The following is a 26,495-nucleotide window of genomic DNA, read 5'->3' as shown; positions in this document are numbered from 1 at the left end:
TGTGCCACCGCCGCACCGGTACGGGCCCCGTACGGTCCCGGGCCGGTCGTCAGGCGGCGAGGTCGAGCACGTCGTACCGGGCGGAGGGCGAGGTGCGGGCCCGGCGCGGCCGGGTGCGGGTGGACCGGGACAGTTCGTCCTGGGTGCGGGAGAGCAGGTCGGCGAGGTCGAGGCCGAGGGCGCGGGCGGCGGCCGCGAGCACCTCGGAGGAGGCTTCCTTCCGGCCGCGCTCCAGCTCCGACAGGTACGGCATCGAGATCCGCGCGTCCTGCGCGACCTCCTTCAACGTGCGCCGCTGGGCCAGCCGTTCGCGCCGCAACGCCCGGCCGACGAGGTCCCGCCACAGCGGCTCCTTCGGCGCGGGCTCCGGCGGCGCGCCGACCGGGTGCCGCGCGGGTGCGGCCGGGCCGGTGCCGGGCGCCGGGGTCTGCGGACGCAGGGGGATGACGTGGGCTTCGTTCAGCGCATGAGTGCTCACCCCTTCAGCCTCGGGGATCCGGGCCGCCGGGGGAAGGGAGCGACGTTCCGCCCTGGGTGAAGCGGGGGGTCCCGGGGCCCGTCCGCGCTCCCCGGGAGGAACAACGGGGGCCGAGCGGGGCTTTTTCGCGTCCGCGCTCCGGGCGCTTCTGCGGCCCGGCCTCCCGCCGTATTCCCGCCGACTCCGTAAGCTCCCTCACTCTCCTCCGTCTCTCCAACTCCCTTTTGTCATAGGAGTTTTAACGCTGTATGACGTGGTCCCGGTACTGATTGACCCGGTTCCGGCGGCCGTGTGGCATGGCGCAGGAGCGGGCTCCGGACGGATGCGGGGCGTGGCCGCCCGCCGGGCCCGGCGGGCCGGCCGGCCTGTCCGTCCCGCCCCGCCCGTACCGCCGTCAGGCCGGAGGAGAGCCGCACCGTGATGTCATCGACCGCCGCCGCCCGGAGTGCCGCGGGGCCCGCACAGGACCGCCGGTGGTGGGCGTTCGCGGGGGTGAGCCTGATCAGCTTCCTCGGCTGTATCGACCTCACCATCGTCAACACGGCCGCCCCGCGGATCCAGCGGGATCTCGGGGCGTCCGTCACCGGTCTCCAGCTGATCGTCAATGTGTTCCTCGTGGCGCTGTCGATGTTCATGGTGACGGCGGGCCGTCTCGCCGACACCTACGGGCGCCGCCGTGTGCTGTATCTCGGCACCGTCGTCTTCGGGCTCGCCTCGCTGGGCGCCGGGTTCGCGGCGACCACCGGGTGGCTGATCGCGTTCCGCTTCCTCCAGGGCGCCGCCGGGGCGGTCCTCTACACCGCCACCGGCGCGATCGTGCAGCACGCCTTCCCGCCGGAGCGGCGCGGCCGGGCGATCGGCGCGCTGTACGGCGTCAACGGTGTCGGGCTGGCGGTCGGCCCGCTGCTCGGCGGGGTGGTGGTCGCCGCCGCGGGCCGGCAGTGGGTGTTCTGGCTCAACGTCCCGTTGGTCGTCGTGGCGCTGGCGCTCTGCTCGTTCAGCGTCCGCGAGTCGCGCGACGAGGGGCCGGCGGCGGGGGTGGATCTGCCCGGTCTGGTGCTGCTGAGCCTCGGCGTCCCCGCGGTGGTGCTGGCGTTCACGCTCGGCGGGGCGTGGGGCTGGGGGAGCGGACGGACGCTGGGGCTGTTGGCCTTCGCCGCCGCCGCGCTCGTCGCGTTCGCGTTCGTGGAGCGGCGGGCGGCGGACCCGATCGTCGGCTTCGGGCTCTTCCGGCGCCGCGCGTTCCTCGCCGCGATCGTCTCGGACGCCGCGCTGGCCTGCTTCTACGCGACGGTGTTGTTCCTGCTGCCGCTCTATCTCGCCGACGTCCGCGGGTTCGGCGGGTATGCGACCGGCGCGATGCTGCTGCCGTGCACCGCGGTGATGGCGGCGCTGTCGCCGTTCGTGGGGCGGCTCACCGACCGGTTCGGGCCGCGTCCGCTGCTGATCGTCGGTTTCGGGCTGTTCACCGTGGCGGCGCTGCTGTTCACCCGGCTCACCCCCGCCGTCCCGCTCGCGGTGATCGTGGCGGGTCTGGTGGCGATGGGGGCGGCCTGGGCCTGTGTGCTGGGTCCGGCGACCGTCTCGGCGCTGTCGTCGGTGCCGGAGCGGCAGGCGGGGCTGGCGATGGGCTCGTCCTGGACGTTCCACAACCTCGGCGGCGCGATCGGTCTCGCGTTGGGCGTCGTCCTCCAGCGGGCGGGGTCGGAGGCGTATCTGACGTCGGCGCCGGCGGTCCGGGGCGTGTCCGGCGACGCCTGGGCGCGGGAGGCGGCCGCGGATCCGCAGCGGGCCACGGCGCTGCTGGCGGAGCACACCTCGCTCACGCCCGCCGAGGCCACCGGTGTCTTCCGGGAGATGTTCGCATGCGGGACGCGGGCGGCGATGTGGCTGGTGGCCGGGGTGGCGGTGGCGGCGCTGCTGGTGCTCGCCGGGCTCTCGCTCGCCGGGCGGCGGCGGGGCGGGGGCGGGGCGGACGGTACGGAGGGCGGCGCGGCGGGCTGAGGCCGGGCACCGCCGTCGTGCGGAGCGCCGCCGCCTGCCGGGAATCCGGGCGGGCGGCGGCGCCGGAAACCGCCGGTCAGCGGGAGAAGTAGTTCTGCCACGCCTGGACGAGGGTGTCGCGGACGGCCTGCGGGGCGTGCTGGGCGGCGGCGTTGAAGGTGCCGGTGACGCCGTAGTAATAATACTGATTGTCGTTGGTCGCCATATGGTCGTCGGCGGGATTGTCGACGTGCCGGCTGAAATGGATGTTGGCGAATTGCGCGAGGACGGTGCACACGTAGTACACCCAGTTTCCCGTGTTGTTCTCGCTGGAGTTGCTGATTTTCCAGTCCGACATGGACACGGCGGTACTCCCTTTCAGGGACGGTGTGGCGCGTGGCGGCCGGATCGCGGGTGAAGCGGCCGGGCGGTCGCTTCACCCGCGGGGTGCGGATCAGACCGGGGAAAGGGAGATGTCGCCGGTCATGCTGACCGTCATGCGGTAATCCTGCGGGCTGTGCTCGACGTCGGCGAGGACGAACTCCCCTTTTCCGTCGTCCCACTGGCCCTTGACCTTCCAGTCGTCGTCCCACAGGATGCAGTGCCCCCGCCCGGTCTGGACGGTGAGCGGCTTGTCCTTGTGCTGGGAGATCCAGGCGTACGCCTCGCTGTACGACCGGGGGCTCACCGAGGTGCTGTCCCCGGGGTGTTCCTGGTTGACGAAGGAGACGTGGGAGTTCGACTGGTTGTCGCAGCCCCTGATGCCTGTGGTCATGAAAACCCCCTGAGTTGGTCCGAGGGCACCAGGAAACTCCTTTCGTCCGGGGTGCGGAACGGCCCGGGGGTTCTTTGGCCGAGAGTGCGGTAATGGCGGTTCCCCCGCCCTTGCGGAATTTCCCGGGACGCCGCGGGCGGGCGGATGAAGGTATCTTCCGCGGGCGTCCGGTGAAGATATTCGTCCGGGTGTCCGGTGCCGCCGGAATTCTTCGTACGCGTTCGGAGGAAACACGCCGGGCGGTGGCTTCGGGGAAAGTCGGTACGGGTGGGGGTTTGCTCCGGGCGGAGCGCTCGCGTCGCTGATCCGGGCGGTACGGTGGAACGGCGGAATCGGTTCTGCGAAAAGGACCGGCGGACGGGGCGCGGCGGGCCGGAAGGCACCGCGCGGCCGGAAATGAGTGTGCGGGGTGGGACCGATACAGCGGGGAACGGGCCGGGGGCGGCGTCCCGGCGCGGTGACCGTACGCCGGGCGACGCCCCGGGACGCCCGTCGCCTGACCCGCCTGGTGCGGGGCTCGCGCGCGTACGAGGGGCCGTACGCGTCGATGGTCGCCGGGTACCGCGTCGGCCCCGACTACATCGAGACGCACCGGGTGTTCGTCGCGGAGGAGGCGGCGGAGCCGGCGGACCCGGGGCGGGAGTCGGGGGAGCCGGGCCGGGGGCCGGACGGGAGCGGCGGGCGGGTGCTCGGGTTCTACGCGCTGCTGCTCGCGCCGCCCGAGCTTGACCTGCTGTTCGTCGCCGACGAGGCGCAGGGCCGGGGCATCGGGCGGCTACTGATCGCCCACCTCCGCCAGGAGGCCCGCGGCGCCGGTCTCGCCCGGGTGCGGGTCGTCTCCCACCCGCCCGCCGAGGGCTTCTACCGCAGTGTCGGCGCCCGCCCGGTCGGCACGGTCCGGGCGCGCCCGCCGGCCGTGCCGTGGGACCGTCCCGAGCTGGTGATCGAGGTGGGGGAGCCCGAGGGGCCGACGGGCTGAGGGCCGCCGGATGCGGTCCGGAGGGCACGGGCCGGGGCGCGGGCCGGGGCTGCCAGGCGGCCCGCCGCCCCGCTCTTGACACCTCCAACGTTTCTGACGGACAGTCAGAAACCTTGGAGTCGCGGCCCGCACCCGGTCCGCCCTCCGCGCCGCGCTCCGCCACCGTCCCGAAGGGGAGGCCGTCGACGTGCACCTCGCGCCCACCGCACGCCAGCAAGAGCTGCGCGCCGAACTCCGCGCGTACTTCCATGAGTTGATGCCGGACGGACCGCCCGAAGGGGCCGCCGCGCAGCGGGCCGTGCTGCGGCGGATCGGCGCGGACGGCATGCTCGGGCTCGGCTGGCCCCGGGAGTACGGCGGGCAGGGGCGCGGGCCCGACGAGCAGTTCGTCCTCTTCGACGAGGCGTACCGGGCGGGCGCCCCCGTCTCGATGGTCACGCTCAACACCGTCGGCCCGACGCTGATGGCGTACGGCACCGAGCGGCAGAAGGCGTACTTCCTGCCGCGCATCCTCAGCGGCGAGACGGTTTTCGCCATCGGCTACACCGAGCCGGAGGCGGGCACCGACCTGGCGTCGCTGCGGACCCGCGCGGTGCGGGACGGCGGGGACTGGCGGATCGACGGATCGAAGATCTTCACCAGCAACGCCCATCAGGCGGACTGGATCTGGCTGGCCTGCCGCACCGACCCGGGCGCGCCGAAACACCGGGGCATCTCCCTGCTGCTCGTCCCCACGGACGCGCCCGGCTTCTCCTGGACGCCGATCGAGACGGTCGGCGGGCTGACGACGACCGCGACGTACTACGACGGGGTGCGCGTCCCGGCGGACCACCTCGTCGGCGAGGAGAACACCGGCTGGCGGCTGATCACCCATCAGCTCAACCATGAACGGGTCGCGCTCGCCGCCATCGGCATGCAGGCGGAGGACGTCCACGCGGCGGCGCTCGCGCACGCCCGCACGCCCGATCCGGCGACCGGGCGGCGGCCCGCCGACCACCCGTGGGTGCGCTCCCGGCTGGCCGAGGCGTACGCCCGGCTCGCCGCGACCCGGCTGCTGAACTGGCGGCTGGTCGGCGATGTCGGCGCCGGGACGCTCGCGCCGGGCGACGCCGCCGGGGTGAAGTTCGCCGGGACGGAGAGCGCGGTCGAGGTCTACCGGCTCTGCCAGGAGGCGGTGGGGGACGCCGCCCTGATCCGCGCCGGATCGCCCGGCGCCTTCGGGGACGGCGCGCTGGAGCGGATGAACCGCGCCGCACAGATCAACACGTTCGGCGGCGGGGTCAGCGAGGTCCAGCGGGAGATCGTCGCGACGATGCGGCTGGGGATGCGGAGGGGGCGGCGGTGAGCGGTCGGGAGCAGGTCCAAGTAGCCCGTGATGATGGGGAGTTGTACGTACGACTCCAGGCGTTCGAAGGGCGTCCGGCGGCGACCGGCGGGCGCGGCAAGGACCCGGTGAACGCGGCGATGATCCGCCACTGGTGCGAGGCGATGGGCGACGCCCACCCCGCGTACCGGGGGCCGGACGCGGTCGCCCCGCCGACGATGCTCCAGGCGTGGACGATGGGCGGGCTCTCCGGCCACGAGGGCCGCTCACCCGCGTACGACGAGCTGACCGCGCTGCTGGACGCCGCCGGGTGCACCGCGGTCGTGGCGACCGACTGCGAGCAGGAGTACCTGCGTCCGCTCCGTCCCGGCGACGAGATCACCTTCGACGCGGTCATCGAGTCGGTCTCCCCGCGCAAGACGACGAAGCTGGGCAGCGGGCACTTCGTCACGACGCGGATGGATGTGCGCGCCAACGGCGAGCTGGCGGGGACGCACCGCTTCCGCATCCTCAAGTACGTGCCGAAGAAGAAGAGTTCAGAGGGCGGAGAAAGGTCCGGGGGTGCGCCCGCCCGGCCCCGGCCGGTGATCAACCGGGACAACGCCGGGTTCTGGGCGGGCGTCGCCGAGCACCGGCTGCTGATCCAGCGGTGCGGTGGCTGCGGGCGGCTGCGGATGCCCTGGCTGCCGGGGTGCGCGCGGTGCGGATCGCCGGAGTGGGACACCGTCGAGGCGTCCGGGGGCGGCACGGTCCACTCGTACGTCGTCCTGCACCATCCGCCGTTCCCCGCCTTCGACCCGCCGTACGCGGTGGCGCTGATCGCGCTGGACGAGGGGGTGCGGCTGGTCGCGGGCGTCACCGGCGTGCGGCATGACGAGGTGCGGATCGGGATGCCGGTACGGCTGGAGTTCCAGCAGGTCAGGGACGAGAAGGGGGCGTGGGAGCTGCCGGTGTTCCGCGCGGAGCCGGGGGCGGCGCGCCCGCCGGGGGAGGAGGGCTGAGGTGGACTTCACGCCGACGCGGGAGCAGCGGGCGGCGGCCGGACTGGCCGCGGAGATCTTCGGCGACCGGTCCACGCCCGAGCGGCTGACGGCCCTCGGCACGGACCCCGACACCGACCTGTGGAAGACACTGTGCCGGGCCGGAGTGCCCGGCTCCGTCACCGAGACCGGGCTGCTCGGACTGGTGCTGCTGCTGGAGGAGTCCGGACGCACCACCGCGCAGGTGCCGCTCGCCGCGACCTGCGCGTACGGGATCCTCGCGGTGGCCGCGCACGGCTCACCGGAGCAGCGGGAGCGGTTGCTGCCGGAGCTGACCGACGGGGGTCTCGTCGCGACCGGCGCCTTCGGGAGCGGGGGGCCGCCGGGGGTGCGGGCCGAGGGGGAGACGGGGGACGACGGGGGCGTCGAGCCGTCGGCCGTACGAGGCGGTGAGCCGTCCGCCGTACCGCCCGGTGAGCCGTCCGCCGTACCGCCCGGCGGAACGTCCGCCCCACGAACCGGTGTGGCCCCCGGCGCGACCGCCCGCCTCACCGGCACCGTGCCCGTCGTGCCCTGGCTGACCTGCGCCGATGTCGTGCTGGTGCCGGACGCCGCGCGGGAGCTGTGGGTGCTGCGGACCGATGCGCCGGGGGTGGCCGTCACGCCTGTCGCGACCACCGCGCCCTGGTCGGCGGGGCGCCTGGACCTGACCGGCGCGCCCGCGGAAAGGCTCGGCGGCGCCTCCGCCCCGGTCGGCCCCGGTCCGTACGCGGAGGTGCTGGCCTGCGCCCGGACCGCGTACGCCGGGCTTCAGGCGGGGGTCTGCGCGGGCGCCCTCGCGCGGGCCGTGACGCACACCGCCGAGCGGCAGCAGTTCGGCAAGCCGCTCGACGCCCATCAGGCGGTGCTGCTGCGCGCCGCCGACGCGCACCTGGACACCGAGGCGATCCGGGTCACCGCGTACGAGGCGGCCTGGCGGCGGGACACCGGCCGTGCCGCCGCCCCGCACGCGCTGACCGCCGCCTGGTGGGCCGCCGAGGCCGGCACCCGCGTCGTCCACGCCGTCCAGCATCTGCACGGCGGCCTCGGCGCCGACCTCGGCCACCCCGTCCACCGGCACTTCCTCTGGGGCCGCCACCTCGCCACCGACCTCGGCGCGGGCGCCCAACTCCTCGAAGAGTTGGGTGAGTTGATCGTCGACGACGAGGAGGCAGCCGCATGAGCGACGCGTACGAGGAACCGGCCCGGCCGCCCGGCGCGCCGGCCCCCGGCGACACCCTCCCGCCCCTCCGCATCCCGATCACCCGCACGTTGATCGTCTCCGGAGCGGTCGCCTCCCGCGACTACCAGGACGTGCACCACGACGCGGAGGCCGCCCGTGCGAAGGGCTCGCCGGACATCTTCATGAACATCCTCACCACCAACGGCCTCGTCGGCCGCTACCTCACCGACCACTTCGGCCCCGGCGCCGTCCTCCGCAAGGTCGCCATCCGCCTCGGCGCGCCCAACTATCCAGGCGACACGATGGAGTTGACGGGAACGGTGACCGAGGTGGACGGCGCGACCGTACGGGTCCGGGTGGTCGGGGCGAACGGGCTCGGGCACCACGTCACCGGCACCGTGACCCTCACGGTGCCTGTCACCGGAGGGAGCGCCGCCCCATGAGCGTGCGCCGCGCGGACACCCTGGGCGGCCGGGCCGCCGTCGTCGGGATCGGGGCCACCGAGTTCTCCAAGGACTCCGGGCGCAGTGAGCTGACCCTCGCCGCCGAGGCGGTACGCGCCGCCCTCGACGATGCCGGGCTCGCTCCGTCCGACGTCGACGGGCTCGTCACGTTCACCATGGACACCAGTCCCGAGATCGCGGTCGCCCAGGCCACCGGCATCGGGGAACTCTCCTTCTTCTCCCGCGTCCACTACGGGGGCGGCGCCGCCTGCGCCACCGTGCAGCAGGCGGCGCTCGCCGTCGCCACCGGCGTCGCCGAGGTCGTGGTCTGCTACCGCGCCTTCAACGAACGCTCCGGCCGCCGCTTCGGCTCCGGTGTCCAGCACCGCGAACCGTCCGCCGAAGGCGCCGCCCTCGGCTGGAACCTCCCGCCCGGCCTCCTCACCCCCGCCTCCTGGGTCGCCATGGCCGCCCAGCGCTATCTGCACACCTACGGGCTGACCCCGGAGGCGTTCGGCCACGTCGCCGTCACGGGGCGCCGGTACGCGGCGACCAACCCGGCGGCGTACTTCCACGGCCGCCCGATCACCCTCGCCGACCACGCCGCGTCCCGCCCCATCGTGGAACCGCTGCGGCTGCTGGACTGCTGCCAGGAGACCGACGGCGGGCAGGCGCTCGTCGTCACCACCGCCGAACGCGCCCGTGACCTGCGGCGACCGCCCGCCCTGATCACCGCCGCGGCGCAGGGCGCCGGCCGCGCCCAGGAGCAGATGACCAGTTACTACCGCGACGAGTTCTACCCGTCCGACCTCGCCGGTCTCCCCGAAATGGGCGTGGTGGCCCGCCAGTTGTGGCGCACCTCCGGATTCCGCCCCGCCGATATCGACGTGGCGATCCTCTACGACCACTTCACGCCCTTCGTCCTCATGCAACTGGAGGAATTCGGCTTCTGCGCCCCCGGCGAGGCTCCCGCCTTCGTCGCGGACGCCGCCCTCCCCCTCAACACCCATGGCGGCCAACTCGGCGAGGCGTATCTGCACGGTATGAACGGCATCGCCGAAGCCGTCCGCCAGGTGCGGGGGAGCGCCGTCAACCAGATCCCGGACGCCGCCCGCGTACTGGTCACGGCGGGCACGGGAGTGCCTACGTCGGGACTGATTCTGGGGCGCGACGGGGAGTGAGGGTGAGCGGGGCGTACGAATTCCCCGCTTTCCGGTCCTCCGCCTTTCCGCTCGATCTTTCCGTATTCACCTGGCCGGGTGAGGAGTTCGGCGCGTGCAGTCCGGACAGTTGACCGCGCGCAGCCATTCGTCGACGGTTTCGCCTTCTCCGGCGCCGCATTTGGGTCGGGGGTCGGCGTCGTCGGTGAGTTCGTGGACGCGGAGGACGTCCTCGCCGACGGTTCCGGCGCGGGTGGGCGCTGTTTCGTACGTGGTACGTGGGGTCACTTCGCCGTCCTCCGGCCGTGTCCGGATCGGTGGCCGGGGTGTTCGCGGAGGTGGATGCGGGCGTCCACGGCGGCGGACGGGTCGCGGGTCCTGGCGGCTTCGCGCAGCAGTTCGCCTGCGGCGACGCAGGCGGGGCAGGCCGGGTGGACCGGGAGTCCGTGGGTGCCGAAGGGGGCGTCGGTCCACGCGGTGTACTCGCTCATGCGAGGGGCCTCCCGTCGTGCGCCGCACGGTTCGCGCGCCGGGCGTTGTTCGTCTCCTTGAGTTTGTCCGCGAGGTCTTTGGTGCTCCCGGCGGCTTTCTTTTCCTTTCTCGTGGATTGGCTGACGGGCCAACCGGATTGCCCTAGCTTGGTGTCCGTCGCCAGCTCGTTCTCGGCGAACGCCTTCATGATGCGCACCTCCGTAACTCCGTTCCCCTGGTGGGTGGTTAGTGTCTACACGGGCTGAACGGGGCGCCCGGACCATACGGAGGGTGAAACTCTTTACGAGGCGCTGTTAAAGCTTTATCCGGGCCTGTTAATGAGGTGATGACGTCTTGGCCGATACTCCGATGACGCCCGCGCACTACATCGGCGGCGAGTTAATCCGCCGCAGGGAGGAGCGCGGCTGGGCGCAGAAGAACCTGGCACGACAGGCGGGCATGTCCCCCAGCCGGATCGCACAGATCGAACGGGCCCATGTGCCTGGCACGTTGGAGAACTTCCAGAAGATCGACCGCGCGTTCGGTGACCCTGCGCCAGGGTTCTTCGAGAGGTTCTGGCGGTTCATGGAGGAAGCGCCGCTTGTCAGGAACTGGTTCGCTCGGTACGTACAGTTCGAGAAGATCGCCGCTTCGATCAGCCTGTATTCAACAAGCGTTGTTCCTGGGCTGCTTCAGACCGAGGACTACGCCCGCGCCATGCTGCATGCGGGCACGCTCACGCCGGACGAAGTCGAGATCGCACTTGCGGGCCGACTGGCGCGACAGGAGATCCTGACGCGTGCGGAGGAGCCGCCCCCGGCATGGTTCATCATCGATGAGGCCGTTCTGTCGCGGCCGGTGGGAGGGCCCGCTGTGATGGCCGACCAACTCGGCCACATACTCGACGTGGCCACCCGCCCCAACGTGTTCGTCCAGGTCTTGCCCGTCTCCGTGGGCGCACACCCGGCCCTCGGCGGTCAGCTCACCGTGCTCGCCCTGCCGGAGGGCCCCAGCGTGGCCTATCTGGAGGGCTCAGGACTGGGCAACCTGGTGGAAGAATCGGCCAGGGTGGCTCAGTACGGGCTGATCTACGATCGCGTCCAGACGATGGCACTCAGCCCCGAGGAGTCAGCGTCAACCATCCGGCGCGCAATGGAGGGGTACGCATCATGAGCACCAACCCGCAGTACAACTTGGCCGGGGCGGACTGGATAAAGTCGAGCTACAGCGACCAGCACGGCGGTGACTGCGTGGAGGTGGCCCGCAACCTCGTCCCGGAGCTGGGCGTCCTCCCCGTCCGCGACAGCAAGGACCCCAACGGTCCCGCACTGGCATTCCCCGTGGCCTCGTGGTCCTCGTTCGTGGAGTTCGCCAAGGGCTCCGAGATCTAGCTCAACTCCCCCCGTACACACAACGACGCCCGGTGCCGGCTCGCGGCCCCGGGCGTCGGGTTTCAGGCACGGGCGAGGAAATCGGTGGCGCGTGCGTCGAGTTCGGCGGCGCACCGTACGCCTCGGGCACGGTACCGGGCGAGGTCCCGGCGCATGCTGCGTACGGCCTTGGCCGTACGCGCGGAGCGTACGCCGTCCATGTGATCCATCGCCCGGCCCCAGGTGGCGCATGCCTGCTCGATGCCGCCTCCGGCGGCCTGCATCTCGGCCTGCGCCACCAGGTCCAGCGCGACGATACGCGCGTAGGTTCCGGGCGGTCGGCTTGCTGCCGCCGCACCGTACATCGCCGCGGCGTGACGCCGGTCGCCGAGCGTTTCGAAAACCTTGGCCGTCCGGCTGCGAACGGTGGCAGCGGGCGGCCCCCACGACAACGCCCAGAACGGCACATCGTCACCCTTCGCGGAACTGATGGCGGCACGGGCGCGCTCGACCTCCCGGACGGCTTCCTGCCGTTGCCCCGCCTTGGCGAGGGCGTGTGCGTGGGTGACGGCGAACAGGGCCTCGGTCTGGGCATCGACCCGACCACGGACCTTGGTGACGGCGGAGGCGGCCAGGGACAGACAGTGCTCCGGATGGTGCAGCTTCATACCCTGCTGCGACATGGTCCTCATGACGAACGCGTCGTGCCCGACGATTCCGGATTCGTGGGCCAGGGCGTACGACTGGAGGTAGTACCTCTGCGCGAGTCCCTGTTCCCCGCCGTCGTACGCCCGCCAACCGGCCTGGTGAACGCCGACGGCAGCGACGGAGAGCATGTGCCGGTGGTCGTCCTCGGAACTGAACCGCCCACGGCACAGGGATGCCACGTCCGACATCAGATACTGCACCAGTGCGGAGCGGCCGTGCTGGCCGCCGTGGCGCTCGTCCATCACTCCGAACATCGCGATCATGTCGCGTACTGCGGCTACATCCGCGTGCCCGACCCGGGCGCCCGTGCGGGCCTTAGCCGCGCGGGCGGCGATATCGGTGACGTGCTCCAACGGAAGAATGGCCGCGGCCACCGAGTACGCGGCGCCGGACAGGAAGTTTCGGCGGTCCAAGTCACCCCTCCAGATCGGCATCAGCGCGTCCAGCGGGTCTTCTCCGATGGACAGCCCGACACCGTCATTTTCCCAGCCGGCCGGGGCCGGTAGCCCCAGGTCCTCCGGCGTCAGCGCGCGTCCCAGGCGTCGTGAGAGCGCGATCGCGAGATAGCGGCGTGTCTGTTCCGAGGGCACCACTCCGGCGATCCAGTGGTCCACCGCCGACTTGTTGGTCCGCAAGGAGTCGCCCATCTCGGCCGCGACCTGGCGGACCGCGTGGGCGAGCGCCGTGTATGTCCACCCCGACTCGGTGACGGCTTCCTTCAGCCTGACGTTCGGTAAGCGCTGTCCCATGGCCGCTCCGTATACCCCGTATACCCATCAGTCCTTCCTCACCGTACCGACGCCGTGTGATCGGCGGTTGACTGTTGGTCATGTCCGGAAGCTTGGCGGCTGGTTCTCCGGAACGCCGAACTTCCGGACTGAGCAGTGCCGTTCACTGCGCGTCCACTTCCGGGCGCCCAGGGGCGGAACACCAAGGAGGTTCCGAAATGGACCGCAAGACGCAGACTCCGGTCTACCAGGCGCCGGTAGTACAGGACGCCGGCGACGTCGTCGAGGTGACGCTGGGCACCCAGACCTTCGACACCGCTGACGACACCCAGTACAAGGACGCCTGACCTTCAGGCCCGCCGGTCCGGGCGCGATGCGCGCGACCTCGCCCGGACCGGCCGGGGCGCCGGAGCCGCCACACCTGTGCTGAGGCGCAGACGGGCGGCCCGGCGCCCCGCTTCTCATCTCGGAACCGGCACAACGGAAGGGACAGGGCCGATGAAATGGAGCGCAGGGCGATACGGGCCGACGGGAGACACCAGGCTTCCCCGGGGCGGGCGTGCGGTGCCCGGTGTGGAAGCGACGTGGACCGCCGGATGGCCGACGTCGCGGGTGCGGTGCGTGGGCGACGGGCCCGTGCGGTTGACCGTGATCGGAGACTGCGGGGCCGACGGCAGCCAGCTCGACGCGCGGCTGCCAGCGGTGCAGGCGGGACGGTGGCGGGACCTGACGTGCTGGCCTGGCTCGTACCTGGTCCTCGCTCGCAGCGGGCCGACGGTGGCGGTGATCGGTGATCTGGCCGGGCAGCACCCGGTGTACTGGCGCCGCCACATCGGCACGACATGGTGGGCGACGTCCGCGCTGGCGTTGGCTGCCCTCGACGGGGCGCCATGCGACCCAACCGCGCTTGCCGCACACCTCGCGCTCGCCCAGCCGGACATCCTGGCGCAGCGCAGCCTCCTGCGGGACGTCGAACGCGTATCGGGCGGTCATCTGCTGCTGATCGACACCACAGGGGCCCGCACGGTGCCGTTCGAGCCGACCGCCTACGAGAGCGTGGACCTGCCCCTCGCCGCGGCGAGGGTGCGCGCTGCTCTCACCGAGGCCGTCGCGACCCGGCTGGACGGCCGTCCGGTCAGCGCCGACCTGGCCGGACTGGACTCCACCACGCTGGCCTGCCTCGCCGCACAGCGCGGCCCGGTCACAGCCGTGACATTCGCCGACGAGCGCCTGCGCGACGACGACCTCCCGTATGCGACCCGGACCGCCTCGGCGGTACCGGGACTGGAGCATCACGCGGTTCCGGGCACGGCGGCCACCGTCTACTACGACGGCCTGGACGACCTGAGCAAACTACCGGTGACCGATGCGCCGAACGCGTACGCCGTCACCGCCTCGATCAAACGGGCCGTGCTGGACACCGTCGCCGCCCGCCACCCTTCGCCGGGATTGCATCTGACCGGGTCGGCCGGGGACGCGGTGCTGTCCGCCCCCTCCTCCTATCTCGCCGACCTGCTGCGAGAGAAGCACTACCGTCGTGCCTGGCAACACGCGCTCGGTCACGCCCGGCTACGGCACACCTCCACATGGTCGATGCTCCGGCGGGCGCGCCCGGCCTCCCGCACCGGCCTGGTCGGTGCGATGCGGCAGACGGCCGCCGAACTCCGCGGCCCCGCCCGTCAGTGGGTGCCGCAGGCGTCCCGCCCGGTGTCGTGGTCGCCGCTGCTGGCCACAGCTGACTGGATGTGCCCCGACGTCCGCCACCAACTCGCCATCGCCCTGGAAGGGGCCGCCGGCCAGCTGCACGATGTCCCCGTACGTCTCGCCGCGTGGGCGGACCGGCAGGCCCTGGCACGCCTCGGCGCCGACACCACCGGCTGGCGTGACCTCGCGTCCACCGAGTACGGCATCGACCTGGTCGCCCCGTACCTGGACAACGAGGTCATCCGGGCCTGCCTGTCCGTCCCGGCAGAACAACGGGGCGCCCCCGGCCGGTACAAGCCGCTCCTGACCACGGCATTCGCCGAATCCGGAGTGCTGCCCGACTTCGTACTCAGCCGCACCACGAAGGGCGGCTTCAACGCCCTCGCCTACGCGGGGCTGCGCGACCAAGCCCCCGTGCTGCTCGATCTCCTCGGCTCCCCCTCGCGGCTGGCCGCGGCCGGGCTGATCACCCGGCAGCCGGTGGCGCGGATGCTCGCACGGGCCGCCGCCGGACAGCCCACCGCCCAGGGCGCCCTGCACCTCGCGGTCTCCGCCGAGATCTGGCTCCGCCAGATCGACGGCTCCGCCCGCACGTGGTGGGAGGTGAACGCCCGTGTTGCGGCTCGCTGACACCGCCCATCCCGTCCTCACCGACGAAGGCGGTGCAATCCTGAATGAGCGCACCGGCCGGTGGACACACCTGACGCCGACCGCAGCCGCCGTTGTGATGCTCCTGCTCGCGGGCGCCACCGAGGAAGAGGCCGCCGGGCAGTACGCGGAGCGCTACGGAATCAGCACCGCGCAGGCACGCACCGACGTCCGCGCCGTCGCCGACGCGCTGACCGCACAGGGTCTCACCGCCACGGAACCGGCCGACCACCGTCGCAGGCGGAGGTGGTGGAGGTGACGAGCATGGAGGCTTACTCCACGACGCGCACCGGCACCTTCGGCGAGCGGCTGGCGGCAGCCGCGGGCTTCGCTCTGGCCCTCATCCTGCTACGGCTCCCCGTCGGCAAGGCGGGCCGCTTCCGCTACACCGTCGGCGGTGCCCGTATCGCCCGCCGGGCCGGTCGACGTCCGCTGAACCCGGCGCAGGCCGAAGCGCTCGTGGACGCCGTACGGCACACGGCCCGCCTATGGCCCGGCCGTGCTGCCTGCATGGAGACCTCCCTCGGCACCGTGCTGGCCGCCGCTCTCATGGGACGGCGCCTGACCTGGTGCCTCGGGGCCCGGTTCTCCCCGCCGCCCGTCGAGTACCACGCATGGGCCGAACTGCCCGGCCAGGGGCCGGTCGGCGAATACACCGACGCCGGCTGGCACCACCGCACCGCGCTGACCACCTGACCCTCTGCCCTGCTCCGGATACGTGTCCCCACCCGTCCGGAGCAGTTGAGAAACACGTGCCCGCTCATACCCCGAGGAGTGAACCCTTGCGCAGCGTCGTCGCCCAGGCCGCCGAGAACGTTCCCGAGCGCCACTACACCCACCACGAAGGCCGGGGAGCCACCCCGCACCGCTCCAACCCCGCCGTCATCCACCGCGAGCTGTCCACACTCAACGTTGAAGTGGGCATGAACGTCGTGGAGTTCGGCACCGGCTCCGGCTATTCGGGCGCGCTGCTCGCCGAACTCGTCGGCCCCACCGGGCAGGTCACCAGCCTCGACATCGACGCCTACCTCAGCCGCTGGGCGGGGCTCATCCATCACCAGCGCGGCTTGGATCGCGTCCGATGTCACACCGCCGACGGCACAGGCGGATTCGCTGCACGGGCTCCATACGACCGGATGGTGGCCTGGTGCACCCCGCCGCTGCTGCCGAAGGCGTGGGTGGACCAGGTTGCCGATGGCGGGTTGATCGTCGCCCCGCTGCCGATTGCCGAGGTGCCCAGCATGACGGTCGTCGTAAAGATCCGTGTGGATGGTGGGACACCGGTCGTGGAGGCAGTGTTCAACGGCGGATACATCGACGCGACCATCTCGCCGAAGACCGACCTGGACCTGCCTGGCCGATGGGTGGACTGGGAGAACCGTGTTCCCACCTCCTCCTGGATCTCCGTCTCCTGGCGCCAGGAGGACGATGCGCTGCACAGTGGCGCCCGGACGGCGCTGGGGCTCCTGCTGAAGGACGCGTACACCGAGGCTTATTGCGGCTCCGGGATCGACTGGCAATCTTGGCGGACGTTCGTCGCTGCCCTGGACGACCACGGGCTGACCATGGCTGGGCTGAGCCCCGGCCTGTGGGCCATCGGGCACACCACAGAAACTACGGCGGCCGTCATCCAGCAGGACGGCACAATCCTTGCCGACCGGCCCGGCTCCCCATCCCTGGAAGTACTGCGCGGCTGGCTTCAGAAATGGGAGGCGGCCGGACGGCCGGCGCCCGAGACCTATACCCCGGCCTTGATCCGCACGGGTGGCGGTGAGGAGCCGACAGGCTGGGATCTCCGGCTGTACCGGTAGACGGAGCCTGGAATGGGAGAGCCCAGCTCCCCCGTACACACAACGACGCCCGGTGCCGGCTCGCGGCCCCGGGCGTCGGGTTTCTGTGAACGTGTGAACCTGCGAGGTGGGCTTCCTTCGGCGGCATTGTCCGCATCAGGTGGTGGAGGTCGCCTTCCGGTCTCCCCGACCTTCCGGCCTCTCAGCCCGGCCCTTGCGTGTTCGAGAGGGTCACCGCCCTCTCTTGCGGACGCGCTCCGGTCGAGCTCCCTCGCTCGCCCCGCAGGCTGTTATTTATAGTACTCGCGACCCCTATGGGTGAAAAGCCCCCTGTGGGAATTTTTGGGTGATTTCTGAGAGTGGGGGAGCCGGGGCGCCGTACGGGACCCGGGCGGGCCTCACGGGTCCCGGAGCAGGGAGCGGCCGATGAGGTCGCGCATCACCTCGCTCGGGCCCGCGGCGAGGGTGGCGGCGTGGGCGTCGCGGTGGGCGCGGGCGGCGTCCGAGGTGTCGAGGTAGCCGCGGGCGCCCTGGAGGTGGAGGTTGGCCTCGGCGATACGGCAGGCCAACTCGGTGGTGTGGAGCTTCGCCATGGAGCAGGCGGTGCCGGGCGGGGCGCCCTGTTCCAGGCACCAGGCGGCGTGGTGGACGAGGTGGCGGGCGGCGGTCAGCTCGGTCGCCAGGTCGGCGAGGCGGTGCAGGGGGGCCTGGAGATCGCCGAGGGTGCCGCCGAACAGTTCCCTTCCGGCCACCGCGGCGCGGGCGTCGTCCAGGGTCCGTTCCATCCCGCCGAGCGCCAGCACCGCGGCGACCAGCCGTTCCCGCTCCAGGCCGCGCATCAGGTAGTAGAAACCGCTGTCCCGGCGGCCGATCAGCCGGTCGGCCGGGACCCGTACCGCGTCGTACCGGATCGTCGCGGTGTCCGCCGCGCGCCAGCCGAGCGTGGGCAGCGGGCGGGCCGTGACGCCGGGTAGCGAGGCATCGATGACCAGCAGGGACAGGCCGGTGGCGCCGCGCCGTCCGGAGCCGGACGGGGGTGCGGTGCGGACCGCCGCCACCTGGAAGTCGGCGGTGGTGCCGTTGGAGACCATCGTCTTCGTGCCGTTCACGACGTAGTGGTCGCCGTCGCGTTCGGCGGTGGTGGCGAGGCGGGAGAGGTCCGCGCCGGCGCCCGGTTCGGTCAGCGCCAGCGCGGCGATCTTGTCGCCGCGTACCGCCGGGGCCAGATACGCCGCGCACAGCTCCGGGCCGCCGGACGCCGCGAGGTAGTGGGTGGCCATGTAGGCGTGGACGGAGACCGCCGCCCGCAGCCCGCCGAAGCCGAGACGGCCCAACTCTTCCAGGAACACCACGGAGGTGAAGAGATCGTGCTCCCCGCCGCCCGCCGACCGCGGGTGCGCCAGACCCAGCAGCCCCTCCGCACCCAGCGCCCGCCACAGCGAACGCGGCAGCGCCCGCTCCTCCTCCCAGACGGCGGCGTACGGGGCGACATGCGTGGTCAGGAAGGTGCGGACCCGGTCGCGGAACTCCTCGTGGGCGTCGGTGAAGTAGACGGAGCGCATGGTGCGTTTCCTCTCCCGTGGCGGGGGCGCAGCTCCCCGGCGAGCAGCCGCAGGAACCGCGCGGCGTGCTCCTGGGGGAAGAAGTGCCCGCCGGGCAGCTGATGGGCGCGGACGCCGGGCGGGGCGTGGCGGCGCCACCCGGCGACGGCGGAGGGCGGCGCCATCGGATCGTCGGCGGCGCCGAACAGCGTCGGCGCCAGCGGCAGCGGGCGTGCCCCGGCGGGCGGCCAGGTCTCCGCCAGCCGCAGATCGGCCCGGAGCATCGGCGTCAGCAGGGCCAGCAGCGCCGGATTGCGCAGCACCTCCTCCGGCGTCCCCGCCATCCGCCGCAGCCCCTCGGTGAACGCCGCGTCCGGCAGATCGTGGACGGCGGGCACCAGCAGCGGGACGTCCGGCGCCCGGCACCCCGCCAGGAACAGCCGCTCCGGAGGCGGCGCCGGGCCCGGCGTGAGGGTCAGCTCGTAGGCGAGCATCGCGCCGAGACTGTGCCCGAACAGCGCGTACGGCGGCGTCACCGCCTCGGCGAGCGCCGCGCCCAGCGCCGCGACGAGCGGCGGCCACCGGTCGTACGGCGCCTGGGCGGTGCGGTTCTCCCGGCCCGGCAGCCGGACGGCGACCACCTCGACGTCGTCGGGGAGCGCCGCCGGCCAGTCGCGGAACGCCGACGCGCCGCCCCCGGCGCACGGCAGGCACACCAGCCGCAGCCGGGCGCCGGGGCGGGGCAGCGGGCGGTGGAACCAGCGGGCGGCGGGGGCGGCGGCCATCAGGTCGCCGACGCCTCGACGGCGGCGGCGAGCCCGGCGAAGGTGCCGTCCGCGAAGACCGCGTCCGGCGCCAGCGCCTCCTCGCCGAGCCGCTCCTCCAGCAGCGTCAGCATCCGTACCGCCGTCAGTGAGTCGCCGCCGAGGTCGAAGAAGTCGGCGTCCGGACGGTCCGAGCCCGGCCCGAAAAGTTCCGTCCAGATGGCGGTGAAGACGGCGGTACGGGAGGACGGTGCGCCGGACGCCTGCGGTGCGGAGGCCGGGGGCGATCCGTCCGCCGCCGTCTCCTCCGGCACCTCGGTGACCAGCGCGAACCGGTCGGGCGCCGGGAGGTCCGGGGCGCACTGGGCCAGATGCTCCCGCAGCTGCCGTTCGAGGGCGCGGAGGGTGGCGAGCGGCGGGGCGGCCGGGGCCTGAGCGGCGGGCGCGGGGCGGGCGTCCGGGCGGCGGCCGTACACGTTGTGACAGGGCGTCAGACGCAGGCGGGGGTCCTGGTCGTGGGTGACGGTGAAGCCCCGCTCGCGGAGCTGGCCGACGATCCGGGCCAGCCGTCCGTCGAGGTCGTGGACCTCCAGCACGATCTGGCGCACCCGCGCCCACAGCGTCTCGTCGATGCCCGCCAGGACATCGGCCTCGGCCTTCTCCACATCGATCTTCAGCAGGTCGATGCGGTCCAGACCCGCCTCGGCGACCACCTCGGTCAGGGTGCGGACCGCGCAGTCGCGGCGCTCGCCCGCCATCCGCCCGGCGGCCAGCCGGTCCAGCTGCCCGCCCTCCCCGGCGCCCTCGCCCGTCAGCAGATAGCCGCGCAGCACCTCCAGGTCCTCCCCGGCGTCGGCGTAGCGGCCGGACATCACGCTGTTGCCGGGGTAGTACGTCAGCTCCGCCCGGCCCGGTACGGCACCGAGCGCGCAGGCCAGGACGGTGACGTCGAGGCCGTAGAGCGCGGCGTTGGCGGCGGTGGCGGCGGCGAGTTCGGCGACCGGCTCCACGGCGAGGACCCTCGCCCGGGGGCGGGTGCGGGCGGCGTGCAGGGTGAACATGCCGATGTTGGCGCCGACGTCGACGATCACCGGGTCGTCGGGGAGCGTGACGCCGTGCCGCAGATAGGCGCGGTCGGTGACGATCTCGCGGTACAGGAAGGCGGACTCGGTGCGGTTGACGCCCGCCAGCCGCAGGTCGTCCGCCGGTTCGTGCCACTCCAGGCCGGTCGGGAGCGCCGCCTCGCCGGCGACCGCCGCGCGGTGCAGCTGCGGGGCGTGGCGCGGATCGGGCACCACGTACGCGGTGCGGTGGCCGGCCGGGCCGCGGACGGCGCTCGCGGCGACCGCGGGGTGGGAGGCGAGGGCCCGCGCCACCGCGTCGCCTGCGGCGGCGGGCGGGCCGTGCTGCTCGGTGCGGGTCGGTGCGGTCATGAGCGGCCCTTCCGGTCGCCGAAACGGTCACGGGCGGTGGGACGGTCGGGGGCGGGCTCCGGTGGGTGCGCGCGCAGGAACTCCATGGCGAGACGCACCGGTTCCGGCCCGGCGTCGAAGGCGGTGAGGTGGTCGCCGTGCGGCAGCCACCGCAGCGTGGCGCGGGGCAGCAGCCGGGCGGCGTGCACCGAGCCGTCCGGGTGCGCGGTGGTGTCCTCGGGGCTGGTGACGACCAGCACCGGCCGGTCCACCGCGGTCAGCAGCGGACGGCAGTCGGTGGTCATGATCGCGCCGTTCAGCAGCCCGTAGCGGCGCAGCAGCTCCGTCGAGGCGTACGGGTGGACCAGATGGTGGGCGACGTCCGGACGCAGCTTCGCCAGCGAGCGGGGGCGGCGCAGCAGCCGGTACAACCCCTCCGCCTGCGCGGTGCCCTGACCGGCCTTGGCGAGGAGCGCGGCCACGTCCCGCTGATGGTCGGTCTTGGGCGCGTCGCCGCCGAGTTCGAAATCGCCGTGCCACAGGCTCAGCGACGTCAGCCGCGGGGAGGCCGCGGCGGCGGCCAGCGCCAGCGGAGCGCCGCCGCACACGCCCATGACGTGGGCCGTGCTCACCCCGAACCCGTCGAGCACGGCGAGCAGATCGCTGCTCTGCGCCGCCAGATCGTGGCCGAGCAGCGGCGGCAGCCCCGCCTTGGCGCGCGGCGCGAACAGCGCCCGGCTCTCCCACGTCAGCACCCGGTACGCACCGGACAGCGCCCGCAGCCACGGCGCGGCCAGGCCCACCGGCATCCCGCACGCGCCGACGACGAGGACGGCCGGGCGGCCCGGCTCCCCGGCGGCGTAGGCACGCAGCGGAGTGCCGTCGTACGCGGGCAGCACCACCGGCTCGCCGGGCGGCGCGGCGGACGCCGCCCGCACCGGCCCGGCCAGCGGGCTGCCGGCCGCCGCCGTCAGCGCCGCCGCGTCGAGCGCCAGCCGCCGGCCCACGGCCACCTCGGCGGCCCACAGTCCGGTGGTGTCGGGGACGACCTCGATACCGGGCAGGCCGAGGCGTCCGGTGAGGCGGTCCAGGACGTCCCCGGCGGCCGTCGTCCACGGCGCGGTGCCGGGCGCGGGGGCCACGCGCAGCGGTCCCGGCACCGAGCAGAGCAGCGACGAGGTGTCCCGCAGCGCGGCGGCCAGGGTGTGCAGGGCGGCGTCCGGCGGCGTGCCGGGGCCGCCGCCACGGCCGGTGGCGGCGGCACCCGGCTCAGACATCGCGTCGCCGGAACGGGTGGTTACGGGTGGTGTGGGTGGCGATGCGGTTGTGGCCCTCGCGGTCCTCGCCGGACACCAGCACCGCGCCGTACCGCTCCAGCCCGACCCGGCCGCCGTACTCCTCGATCGCGTCGGTGTCCGGATAGATCCGCACCGACGTGGGGACGTACCGGCCGACGAAGCCCATCCGCATGTCGCGGGTGGTGCCCAGGTGCGGGTGGGAGGCGTGCATCAGCGTCGACCAGAAGACGATGAACTGGCCCGCGCGCATCTCCATCGAGACCGCCTGCGACTCGTCGGGCGTCCAGTCCGGGTCGATCTGCAGCTCCCGGTAGTCGTAGCCGAAGAAGCCGCGGCGGACACCGCCCTTCTCGACGTCGGCGAGGTCCGGGTCGTAGTGCATCCGCTTGGTCTCGTCGTAGTACATCGTGCGGTGGGTGCCGGGGATGAACTGCAGGCAGCCCATGTCGACGGTGGCGTCGGTGAAGGCGCACCAGACGGTGATGGTGCCGCCGAAGTCGGAGCCGCCGGGCCAGAGGATCTGCGGGGAGCCGGAGGCGTTGGCGAAGGTGTCGGCCTGGTGCCAGTCGGTGCCCTCGGCGCCCGGGTACTTCGGGAAGAACTCCGAGCGCCAGCACAGCACGTCCGGGCCGAGGATCGACGAGACCCGGTCGACGATCTCCGGGCGGGTGATGTGGTCGGCGAGGAACTCCTGGTCGAGGTGGCGGTCGTAGTTGGCGATGTTGGTGCCGCCGGAGACGGCCGCCTCGTCCTGGTAGACGGCGGCGCTGCGGTCCAGCAGCCGCAGCCGCTCCTGGGCCCACCGCCGCTTGATCTCGTCGGGCTCGTAGAGGGTGAACGGGCCCGCGTAGCCGCGCGCGTGGAAGTTCTTCAGCTCCTCGTCGCTGAGCCGGAACCGGGTGGCTTCGGTGGTCATGCGTCTCCTTCGGTGGTCCGGGCGGCGTCGATGTGCGCGGTCAGGGAGGCGACCGTGGCGCCGTCGATGAGGACGGTGACGTCCAGATCGGTGCCGAACGCCGCGTTGACCCGCTCGAACATGCGCAGCAGGGTGAGGGAGGTGCCGCCGAGGTCGAAGAAGTCGGCGTCGGGCGCGACGTCGTCGACGTCGAGGACGGTGCGCCAGATCGCGGTGATCCGCTCCCCGGAGGACGCGTCGGGCGCCGCCTCGCGCCCGCCGTCCGGCGCGGTCGCCGGGGGCGCCGGGAGCGCCGCCCGGTCGGTCTTGCCGTTGGCGGTCAGCGGCAGCGCGTCGAGGACGACATGGGCGGACGGCCGCATGTGCGGCGGCAGTTCGGCGCCGGCCAGCGCGGTCAGCTCGGCGGTCAGCCGCGCCGGGGCGTCCCGGTGCCGGGCGGCGGCGGTGACGTAGGCGACGAGCCGGACGTCCCCCTCGCCGTGGTCGTGGGTCCGTACCGCCGCCGCGCCGACCTCCGGGTGGCGGACGAGCAGCGCCTCGATCTCGCCCGGCTCGACGCGGTAGCCGCGGAGTTTCAGCTGGTCGTCGGTGCGGCCCAGGTAGCCGTAGCCGCCGTCGGGCAGCCGGACCAGCCGGTCGCCGGTGCGGAAGGTGCGCGGCGGACCGGCGGCGAACCGCTCGGCGGTCGGCCCGGGGCGGCCCAGATAGCCGCGGGCCAGCGCCGGACCTTCGAGATACAGCTCACCGGGCGTCCCGTCGGCCACCGGCCGGCCCTCGGCGTCCCGCAGGTGGAAGGTGAACCCTGGCAGCGGCACCCCCACCGGGCTGGGGCCCGTGGCGTCCAGGTCGGCGTGGCGGATCGGGCGGTACGAGGCGTGCACCGTCGCCTCGGTGATGCCGTACATGTTGACGATCCGGGGCCGGTCGTCGCCGTACCGCTCCAGCCAGGGGCGCAGCGCCGCCACGTCGAGGCGTTCGCCGCCGAGGACGACGGTGCGCAGCGCGGTCAGCGGCTCCCGCCCGGCGTCCGCCGCGGCGAGCCGGACGAACGCGCCGGGGGTCTGGCTGAGGACGGTGACGCCCTCGTCCCGGAGCAGCCGGTGGAGGGCGGCGGGGGAGCGGGCGGTGTCCCGGGGGACGACGACCAGCCGGCCACCGTGCAGCAGGGCGCCCCAGATCTCCCAGACGGAGAAGTCGAACGCGGCGGAGTGGAACAGCGTCCACACGTCGTCCGGGCCGAAGGAGAACCACGGCCGGACGGCGGCGAACAGCCCGCCGACGTTGCGGTGTTCGACCTCGACGCCCTTGGGTTCGCCGGTGGAGCCGGAGGTGTGGATGACGTACGCGGCGGCGTCGCCCGGAACGGCGGGCGGCGCGGGGCGCGGTCCGGCGCCCGGCGCGGCGGGGCCCACGGCGGGGTCCACGGCGGTGACGCCCGTGCCGTCGAGGGCGGCGGCGAGGTCCGGCGGGGTGACCACCACCGGGCATTGCGCATCGGAAAGTGCCCAGCGGATACGGGAGTCCGGATATCCGGGGTCGAGCGGCAGATAAGCTGCGCCGGTCTTGAGAATTCCGAGGATTCCGGTGATCAGGTCGGTGGTGCGGTGGGTGCGGAGACCTATCGTTTTTCCGTTTTCCGCGCCCGCGTCGAGAAGCTTTCCGGCCAGTAGGTCGGATTTCTCGTTCAATTCGCTGTAGGTGAGGCTCCCGTCGGGTGCGGTCACCGCCGTACGCTGCGGAAATTCCGCGGCGACCGTCGCAAACAGGCTGGTCAGGCCGGATTGTGGTGGCAGATCCGGCGGTGCGCTTTTCTGGGGGGAGGTGTCCCTTTGCTGGTCAAGGACGGAGTGCGGAATGTCCTTGGGGTCGTTCAGGTCGCTGAATATGCTCACGCGTAACCCTTCGCCCGGCAATCGACATCCAGCACAGTGACATCCGTGTTTTCGAGCGTCAACCCCGCGAAAGGGGTCATGCAGGCCAAGAAGGAGTAAGGCCGGAAAGCGATTTCCCGAATACCTCCGGCATCCCGTGCGCCCCAGAAAAAACACCGCCCCCCGGGCGGGGGGACGGTGCGGTGGAGCGGGCGGCGGTCAGGCGCCGCAGGGCTCGGGCGCCTGCCGCAGGCTGGTGCGCAGCAACCCGTCCGTGTGCAACCGCTGTTCGAGCGCGAGAACATCCTCGGCCGCCTGCCGGGGGCACGGCCCGGCGACCCCGACCATGCCCCAGCACCCGGGCACGGAGGTCAGCACCCGCGTCCAGCGACCCGGAGCGTCCTGCTCCGCGGCGGCTTTCAGCCGCCGCAGATCGGTGCCGGGCAGGGGCCGGACCACCTTGGTGGCGGCGTAGATACGCCGGTCCCCGCCGTGCGCCTCCCGCGCCTGCCCGAGGAACGCCCGGACGTACTCCGCGCCGTTGGAGGAGAGATTCAGATCCTGCATCCCGACCACCGGGGTGTCCCCGAACCGCCCGCCGATCCTCGCGATCGCGAAGTCCACCCCGCCCTTGACGAACCCGAGCCCGCGCCCGCCGCCCTCGAAGGCGTCCAGCAGCCCCGCCATGCCCGCCCGCACGCCCCGGAAGACCTCCGGGTCGATACCGAACCGCCCGCAGGTCTCCTCGTCGACGTAGACGCTGCCCTCCCAGACGCTGCCCCGGGTGATCTGCACGGTGCCGCCCTCGGCCAGCTCGCCCGCCACGACGTGGGTGGACGGCGCCAGGATGAACTCGTACCCCTCCACGGAGTGCCGCAGGTAGTCGGTGTGTGCCTCCAGGACGTAGTCCTCCTCGGTCTCCATGGCCTGCCGGGCCAGCGCGTCCAGCGCCTCGCCGTCGCCGAGCGGGACGCCGGTACGGATCCGGCTGCCGGTGAGCGCCTCGGCCGGTTTGAAGCAGCCCAGCGGCAGGCCGTAGCGCTCCCGCAGCAGCCGGGCCGCGCCGTGCACCCGCCGCCGCATCCCGGCCGCGTCGGCGCCCGCCCGGGTCACGGAGTAGCCGGGGAGCCGGGGCAGCAGCGTCCCGAACTCCCGGGTGAACGGCGTCAGCCGGGACTCCGCGGCCAGCAGGTCGTAGGGGTCGGCGGCGGCAGCGGGCGGCGGCAGCTCGGCGGCCTCCTCGACCGTCGGGTACAGCGTGGTCTTGCGGTTCCACCGCTCGGCGACCTGCTGCCCGTTGGCGTCCACCCGCAGCCGGTCAAGACCCGCGGTGCGCTTGAGCCACAGCAGCAGCACCCGCGCCTCGGGGTCGAGGGCGAAGAGCCGCACGATCGTGCCGGGGGCCTCGCGCAACTGCCGCAGCAGCCGGGCCAGCGGCGGCGCCGGGGCGTCGGCCGGGTACCGCGCGGCCAGGACGAGCAGCGCGTGCGTCAGGTAGTAGTGGTCCAGCTCGGCGGCGTCCACCGGCTCCGCCCGGCTGCCCGCGACGGCCTGCCGCCACGGCTCGGTCCGGCCCACCACCAGGTCCCCGGGGGCGGCGAGATGGACGGCGCGGGCCTCGTTGTACGTGGCGAAGTCGTCGGGCGGGGTGCCCTCGACGAGATGCGCGAGGTCGGCCTCGTAGCACTTCTTCAGGGTGGTGGCGGAGCCGAGGACGATCGCCGGGACGGCGCCCCGGGCCGCCGGGTACGGGATGAGTTCGGTGCGCGCCGCGGCCTCGGCCCCGGCGAGCCCGGTGCCGAGCAGCCGGGTGGCGAGCGCGTCGAGCTGCTCGGTGGAGAGCACCTGCGGGCCGGTGCAGAAGCCCGCCCAGCTGAGCGGGCGGCCGGCATGGGTGACGGTCTGGGTCTGCAACACGTTTCTCCTGGTC

The 26,495-nt window shown here is 73.1% G+C and carries 28 protein-coding genes; 14 read left to right on the top strand and 14 right to left on the bottom strand.

The annotated features are described in order from the left end of the window. Window positions 1-49: 49 nt before the first annotated feature. Window positions 50-478, bottom strand: a complete 429-nt coding sequence (locus tag ACZ4M8_RS18800; RefSeq protein WP_467608659.1) for a helix-turn-helix domain-containing protein — start codon at window positions 476-478, stop codon at window positions 50-52. A gap of 420 nt (window positions 479-898) precedes the next feature. Here ACZ4M8_RS18800 and ACZ4M8_RS18795 point away from each other — a divergent pair, with 420 nt between their 5' ends. Beyond that, window positions 899-2,482 carry an MFS transporter gene (locus tag ACZ4M8_RS18795; protein ID WP_467609152.1) on the top strand — a complete coding sequence of 528 codons (1,584 nt, stop codon included), beginning with the start codon at window positions 899-901 and terminating at the stop codon, window positions 2,480-2,482. Between the two features lie 76 nt (window positions 2,483-2,558). Here the strand turns inward: ACZ4M8_RS18795 and ACZ4M8_RS18790 are convergent, their stop codons facing one another. Further along, window positions 2,559-2,819, bottom strand: a complete 261-nt coding sequence (locus ACZ4M8_RS18790; protein ID WP_450959556.1) for a hypothetical protein — start codon at window positions 2,817-2,819, stop codon at window positions 2,559-2,561. A 96-nt stretch (window positions 2,820-2,915) separates the two neighbouring features. Further along, the gene (locus ACZ4M8_RS18785; protein ID WP_467608656.1) at window positions 2,916-3,236 is read right to left on the bottom strand and encodes a hypothetical protein; all 321 of its coding nucleotides are present in this window, start codon (window positions 3,234-3,236) and stop codon (window positions 2,916-2,918) included. Between the two features lie 409 nt (window positions 3,237-3,645). On the opposite strand from ACZ4M8_RS18785, the gene ACZ4M8_RS18780 reads away from it, so the two are divergent. The 6 genes from ACZ4M8_RS18780 (at window position 3,646) to ACZ4M8_RS18755 (ending at window position 9,365) form a co-directional block, all read left to right on the top strand. Further along, window positions 3,646-4,215: a GNAT family N-acetyltransferase gene (locus ACZ4M8_RS18780; RefSeq protein ID WP_467608654.1), complete on the top strand. Its 570-nt coding sequence runs from the start codon at window positions 3,646-3,648 to the stop codon at window positions 4,213-4,215. Window positions 4,216-4,402: 187 nt separating this feature from the next. Next, on the top strand, window positions 4,403-5,560 hold the full coding sequence (locus tag ACZ4M8_RS18775) for an acyl-CoA dehydrogenase family protein (protein WP_467608652.1): 1,158 nt from the start codon (window positions 4,403-4,405) through the stop codon (window positions 5,558-5,560). Next, window positions 5,557-6,540 (top strand): bifunctional MaoC family dehydratase N-terminal/OB-fold nucleic acid binding domain-containing protein, encoded by a 984-nt coding sequence (locus tag ACZ4M8_RS18770; protein ID WP_467608650.1) that lies wholly within the window; start codon window positions 5,557-5,559, stop codon window positions 6,538-6,540. The genes ACZ4M8_RS18775 and ACZ4M8_RS18770 overlap by 4 nt, the downstream gene beginning before the upstream one ends. 1 nt (window position 6,541) lies before the next feature. After that, on the top strand, window positions 6,542-7,741 hold the full coding sequence (locus ACZ4M8_RS18765) for an acyl-CoA dehydrogenase family protein (RefSeq protein ID WP_467608647.1): 1,200 nt from the start codon (window positions 6,542-6,544) through the stop codon (window positions 7,739-7,741). After that, window positions 7,738-8,184 carry a MaoC family dehydratase gene (locus ACZ4M8_RS18760; RefSeq protein ID WP_467608645.1) on the top strand — a complete coding sequence of 149 codons (447 nt, stop codon included), beginning with the start codon at window positions 7,738-7,740 and terminating at the stop codon, window positions 8,182-8,184. Before ACZ4M8_RS18765 ends, ACZ4M8_RS18760 begins: the two co-directional genes overlap by 4 nt. After that, complete coding sequence (locus ACZ4M8_RS18755; protein ID WP_467608642.1) at window positions 8,181-9,365, top strand: lipid-transfer protein; 1,185 nt, start codon at window positions 8,181-8,183, stop codon at window positions 9,363-9,365. Before ACZ4M8_RS18760 ends, ACZ4M8_RS18755 begins: the two co-directional genes overlap by 4 nt. Before the next feature lie 66 nt (window positions 9,366-9,431). On the opposite strand, the gene ACZ4M8_RS18750 is transcribed toward ACZ4M8_RS18755, so the two are convergent. Genes ACZ4M8_RS18750 through ACZ4M8_RS18740 form a run of 3 tightly spaced genes read right to left on the bottom strand, consistent with a single transcriptional unit; the run spans window position 9,432 to window position 10,032 of the window. Then, window positions 9,432-9,632: a hypothetical protein gene (locus tag ACZ4M8_RS18750; RefSeq protein ID WP_467608639.1), complete on the bottom strand. Its 201-nt coding sequence runs from the start codon at window positions 9,630-9,632 to the stop codon at window positions 9,432-9,434. Beyond that, on the bottom strand, window positions 9,629-9,835 hold the full coding sequence (locus ACZ4M8_RS18745; RefSeq protein ID WP_467608638.1) for a hypothetical protein: 207 nt from the start codon (window positions 9,833-9,835) through the stop codon (window positions 9,629-9,631). The genes ACZ4M8_RS18750 and ACZ4M8_RS18745 overlap by 4 nt, the downstream gene beginning before the upstream one ends. Beyond that, a complete protein-coding gene (locus ACZ4M8_RS18740) occupies window positions 9,832-10,032 on the bottom strand; it encodes a hypothetical protein (protein ID WP_467608635.1) in 201 nt (66 codons plus the stop codon). Before ACZ4M8_RS18740 ends, ACZ4M8_RS18745 begins: the two co-directional genes overlap by 4 nt. A 152-nt stretch (window positions 10,033-10,184) precedes the next feature. Between ACZ4M8_RS18740 and ACZ4M8_RS18735 the strand changes: the two genes are divergently transcribed. Both ACZ4M8_RS18735 and ACZ4M8_RS18730 read left to right on the top strand, forming a co-directional pair. Further along, a complete protein-coding gene (locus ACZ4M8_RS18735) occupies window positions 10,185-10,988 on the top strand; it encodes a helix-turn-helix domain-containing protein (protein ID WP_467608632.1) in 804 nt (267 codons plus the stop codon). Further along, window positions 10,985-11,206 (top strand): DUF397 domain-containing protein, encoded by a 222-nt coding sequence (locus ACZ4M8_RS18730; RefSeq protein ID WP_467608630.1) that lies wholly within the window; start codon window positions 10,985-10,987, stop codon window positions 11,204-11,206. The genes ACZ4M8_RS18735 and ACZ4M8_RS18730 overlap by 4 nt, the downstream gene beginning before the upstream one ends. Window positions 11,207-11,268: 62 nt before the next feature. On the opposite strand, the gene ACZ4M8_RS18725 is transcribed toward ACZ4M8_RS18730, so the two are convergent. Further along, window positions 11,269-12,642: a hypothetical protein gene (locus tag ACZ4M8_RS18725; RefSeq protein WP_467608628.1), complete on the bottom strand. Its 1,374-nt coding sequence runs from the start codon at window positions 12,640-12,642 to the stop codon at window positions 11,269-11,271. Window positions 12,643-12,839: 197 nt separating this feature from the next. On the opposite strand from ACZ4M8_RS18725, the gene ACZ4M8_RS18720 reads away from it, so the two are divergent. From ACZ4M8_RS18720 to ACZ4M8_RS18700, 5 genes are all read left to right on the top strand, one after another. Then, window positions 12,840-12,968: a lasso RiPP family leader peptide-containing protein gene (locus ACZ4M8_RS18720; protein WP_450957831.1), complete on the top strand. Its 129-nt coding sequence runs from the start codon at window positions 12,840-12,842 to the stop codon at window positions 12,966-12,968. A 151-nt stretch (window positions 12,969-13,119) separates the two neighbouring features. Further along, complete coding sequence (locus tag ACZ4M8_RS18715; protein WP_467608626.1) at window positions 13,120-14,955, top strand: albusnodin/ikarugamycin family macrolactam cyclase; 1,836 nt, start codon at window positions 13,120-13,122, stop codon at window positions 14,953-14,955. Then, on the top strand, window positions 14,939-15,232 hold the full coding sequence (locus tag ACZ4M8_RS18710; protein WP_467608622.1) for a PqqD family protein: 294 nt from the start codon (window positions 14,939-14,941) through the stop codon (window positions 15,230-15,232). Before ACZ4M8_RS18715 ends, ACZ4M8_RS18710 begins: the two co-directional genes overlap by 17 nt. Window positions 15,233-15,237: 5 nt before the next feature. After that, window positions 15,238-15,669 (top strand): lasso peptide biosynthesis B2 protein, encoded by a 432-nt coding sequence (locus ACZ4M8_RS18705; RefSeq protein WP_467608619.1) that lies wholly within the window; start codon window positions 15,238-15,240, stop codon window positions 15,667-15,669. Between the two features lie 86 nt (window positions 15,670-15,755). Then, window positions 15,756-16,784, top strand: a complete 1,029-nt coding sequence (locus ACZ4M8_RS18700) for a protein-L-isoaspartate O-methyltransferase family protein (protein WP_467608616.1) — start codon at window positions 15,756-15,758, stop codon at window positions 16,782-16,784. 377 nt (window positions 16,785-17,161) lie between these two features. On the opposite strand, the gene ACZ4M8_RS18695 is transcribed toward ACZ4M8_RS18700, so the two are convergent. The 7 genes from ACZ4M8_RS18695 to ACZ4M8_RS18665 all read right to left on the bottom strand — a co-directional run bounded on the left by ACZ4M8_RS18695 (window position 17,162) and on the right by ACZ4M8_RS18665 (window position 26,482). Next, window positions 17,162-18,325 (bottom strand): acyl-CoA dehydrogenase family protein, encoded by a 1,164-nt coding sequence (locus ACZ4M8_RS18695; protein ID WP_467608613.1) that lies wholly within the window; start codon window positions 18,323-18,325, stop codon window positions 17,162-17,164. Then, window positions 18,262-19,089, bottom strand: a complete 828-nt coding sequence (locus ACZ4M8_RS18690) for a thioesterase II family protein (protein ID WP_467608611.1) — start codon at window positions 19,087-19,089, stop codon at window positions 18,262-18,264. The genes ACZ4M8_RS18695 and ACZ4M8_RS18690 overlap by 64 nt, the downstream gene beginning before the upstream one ends. Beyond that, on the bottom strand, window positions 19,089-20,501 hold the full coding sequence (locus ACZ4M8_RS18685) for an FkbM family methyltransferase (RefSeq protein WP_467608608.1): 1,413 nt from the start codon (window positions 20,499-20,501) through the stop codon (window positions 19,089-19,091). The genes ACZ4M8_RS18690 and ACZ4M8_RS18685 overlap by 1 nt, the downstream gene beginning before the upstream one ends. Next, window positions 20,498-21,757 (bottom strand): alpha/beta fold hydrolase, encoded by a 1,260-nt coding sequence (locus ACZ4M8_RS18680; RefSeq protein WP_467608605.1) that lies wholly within the window; start codon window positions 21,755-21,757, stop codon window positions 20,498-20,500. Before ACZ4M8_RS18680 ends, ACZ4M8_RS18685 begins: the two co-directional genes overlap by 4 nt. Beyond that, on the bottom strand, window positions 21,750-22,694 hold the full coding sequence (locus ACZ4M8_RS18675; protein WP_467608602.1) for a chlorinating enzyme: 945 nt from the start codon (window positions 22,692-22,694) through the stop codon (window positions 21,750-21,752). The genes ACZ4M8_RS18680 and ACZ4M8_RS18675 overlap by 8 nt, the downstream gene beginning before the upstream one ends. Then, entirely contained in the window at window positions 22,691-24,586 is a 1,896-nt protein-coding gene (locus ACZ4M8_RS18670; RefSeq protein WP_467608600.1) for an amino acid adenylation domain-containing protein, read from the bottom strand. Before ACZ4M8_RS18670 ends, ACZ4M8_RS18675 begins: the two co-directional genes overlap by 4 nt. Before the next feature lie 198 nt (window positions 24,587-24,784). Continuing rightward, a complete protein-coding gene (locus ACZ4M8_RS18665; protein ID WP_467608597.1) occupies window positions 24,785-26,482 on the bottom strand; it encodes a hypothetical protein in 1,698 nt (565 codons plus the stop codon). Window positions 26,483-26,495: the final 13 nt, after the last annotated feature.

The sequence above is a fragment of the Streptomyces sp. NPDC027185 genome (assembly GCF_055567035.1).
Note: the sequence above shows the minus strand (reverse complement) of the source record. Positions and strands in the feature narration are given on the sequence as shown.

Bases quoted from the DNA above. Each gene is read 5' to 3' on its own strand.
- ACZ4M8_RS18795 (WP_467609152.1), top strand. From the start codon at position 899: ATGTCATCGACCGCCGCCGCCCGGAGTGCCGCGGGGCCCGCACAGGAC.
- ACZ4M8_RS18790 (WP_450959556.1), bottom strand. From the start codon at position 2,819: ATGTCGGACTGGAAAATCAGCAACTCCAGCGAGAACAACACGGGAAAC.
- ACZ4M8_RS18785 (WP_467608656.1), bottom strand. From the start codon at position 3,236: ATGACCACAGGCATCAGGGGCTGCGACAACCAGTCGAACTCCCACGTC.
- ACZ4M8_RS18760 (WP_467608645.1), top strand. From the start codon at position 7,738: ATGAGCGACGCGTACGAGGAACCGGCCCGGCCGCCCGGCGCGCCGGCC.
- ACZ4M8_RS18755 (WP_467608642.1), top strand. From the start codon at position 8,181: ATGAGCGTGCGCCGCGCGGACACCCTGGGCGGCCGGGCCGCCGTCGTC.
- ACZ4M8_RS18745 (WP_467608638.1), bottom strand. From the start codon at position 9,835: ATGAGCGAGTACACCGCGTGGACCGACGCCCCCTTCGGCACCCACGGA.
- ACZ4M8_RS18735 (WP_467608632.1), top strand. From the start codon at position 10,185: ATGACGCCCGCGCACTACATCGGCGGCGAGTTAATCCGCCGCAGGGAG.
- ACZ4M8_RS18730 (WP_467608630.1), top strand. From the start codon at position 10,985: ATGAGCACCAACCCGCAGTACAACTTGGCCGGGGCGGACTGGATAAAG.
- ACZ4M8_RS18725 (WP_467608628.1), bottom strand. From the start codon at position 12,642: ATGGGACAGCGCTTACCGAACGTCAGGCTGAAGGAAGCCGTCACCGAG.
- ACZ4M8_RS18720 (WP_450957831.1), top strand. From the start codon at position 12,840: ATGGACCGCAAGACGCAGACTCCGGTCTACCAGGCGCCGGTAGTACAG.
- ACZ4M8_RS18715 (WP_467608626.1), top strand. From the start codon at position 13,120: ATGAAATGGAGCGCAGGGCGATACGGGCCGACGGGAGACACCAGGCTT.
- ACZ4M8_RS18705 (WP_467608619.1), top strand. From the start codon at position 15,238: ATGGAGGCTTACTCCACGACGCGCACCGGCACCTTCGGCGAGCGGCTG.
- ACZ4M8_RS18695 (WP_467608613.1), bottom strand. From the start codon at position 18,325: ATGCGCTCCGTCTACTTCACCGACGCCCACGAGGAGTTCCGCGACCGG.
- ACZ4M8_RS18690 (WP_467608611.1), bottom strand. From the start codon at position 19,089: ATGGCCGCCGCCCCCGCCGCCCGCTGGTTCCACCGCCCGCTGCCCCGC.
- ACZ4M8_RS18685 (WP_467608608.1), bottom strand. From the start codon at position 20,501: ATGACCGCACCGACCCGCACCGAGCAGCACGGCCCGCCCGCCGCCGCA.
- ACZ4M8_RS18680 (WP_467608605.1), bottom strand. From the start codon at position 21,757: ATGTCTGAGCCGGGTGCCGCCGCCACCGGCCGTGGCGGCGGCCCCGGC.
- ACZ4M8_RS18675 (WP_467608602.1), bottom strand. From the start codon at position 22,694: ATGACCACCGAAGCCACCCGGTTCCGGCTCAGCGACGAGGAGCTGAAG.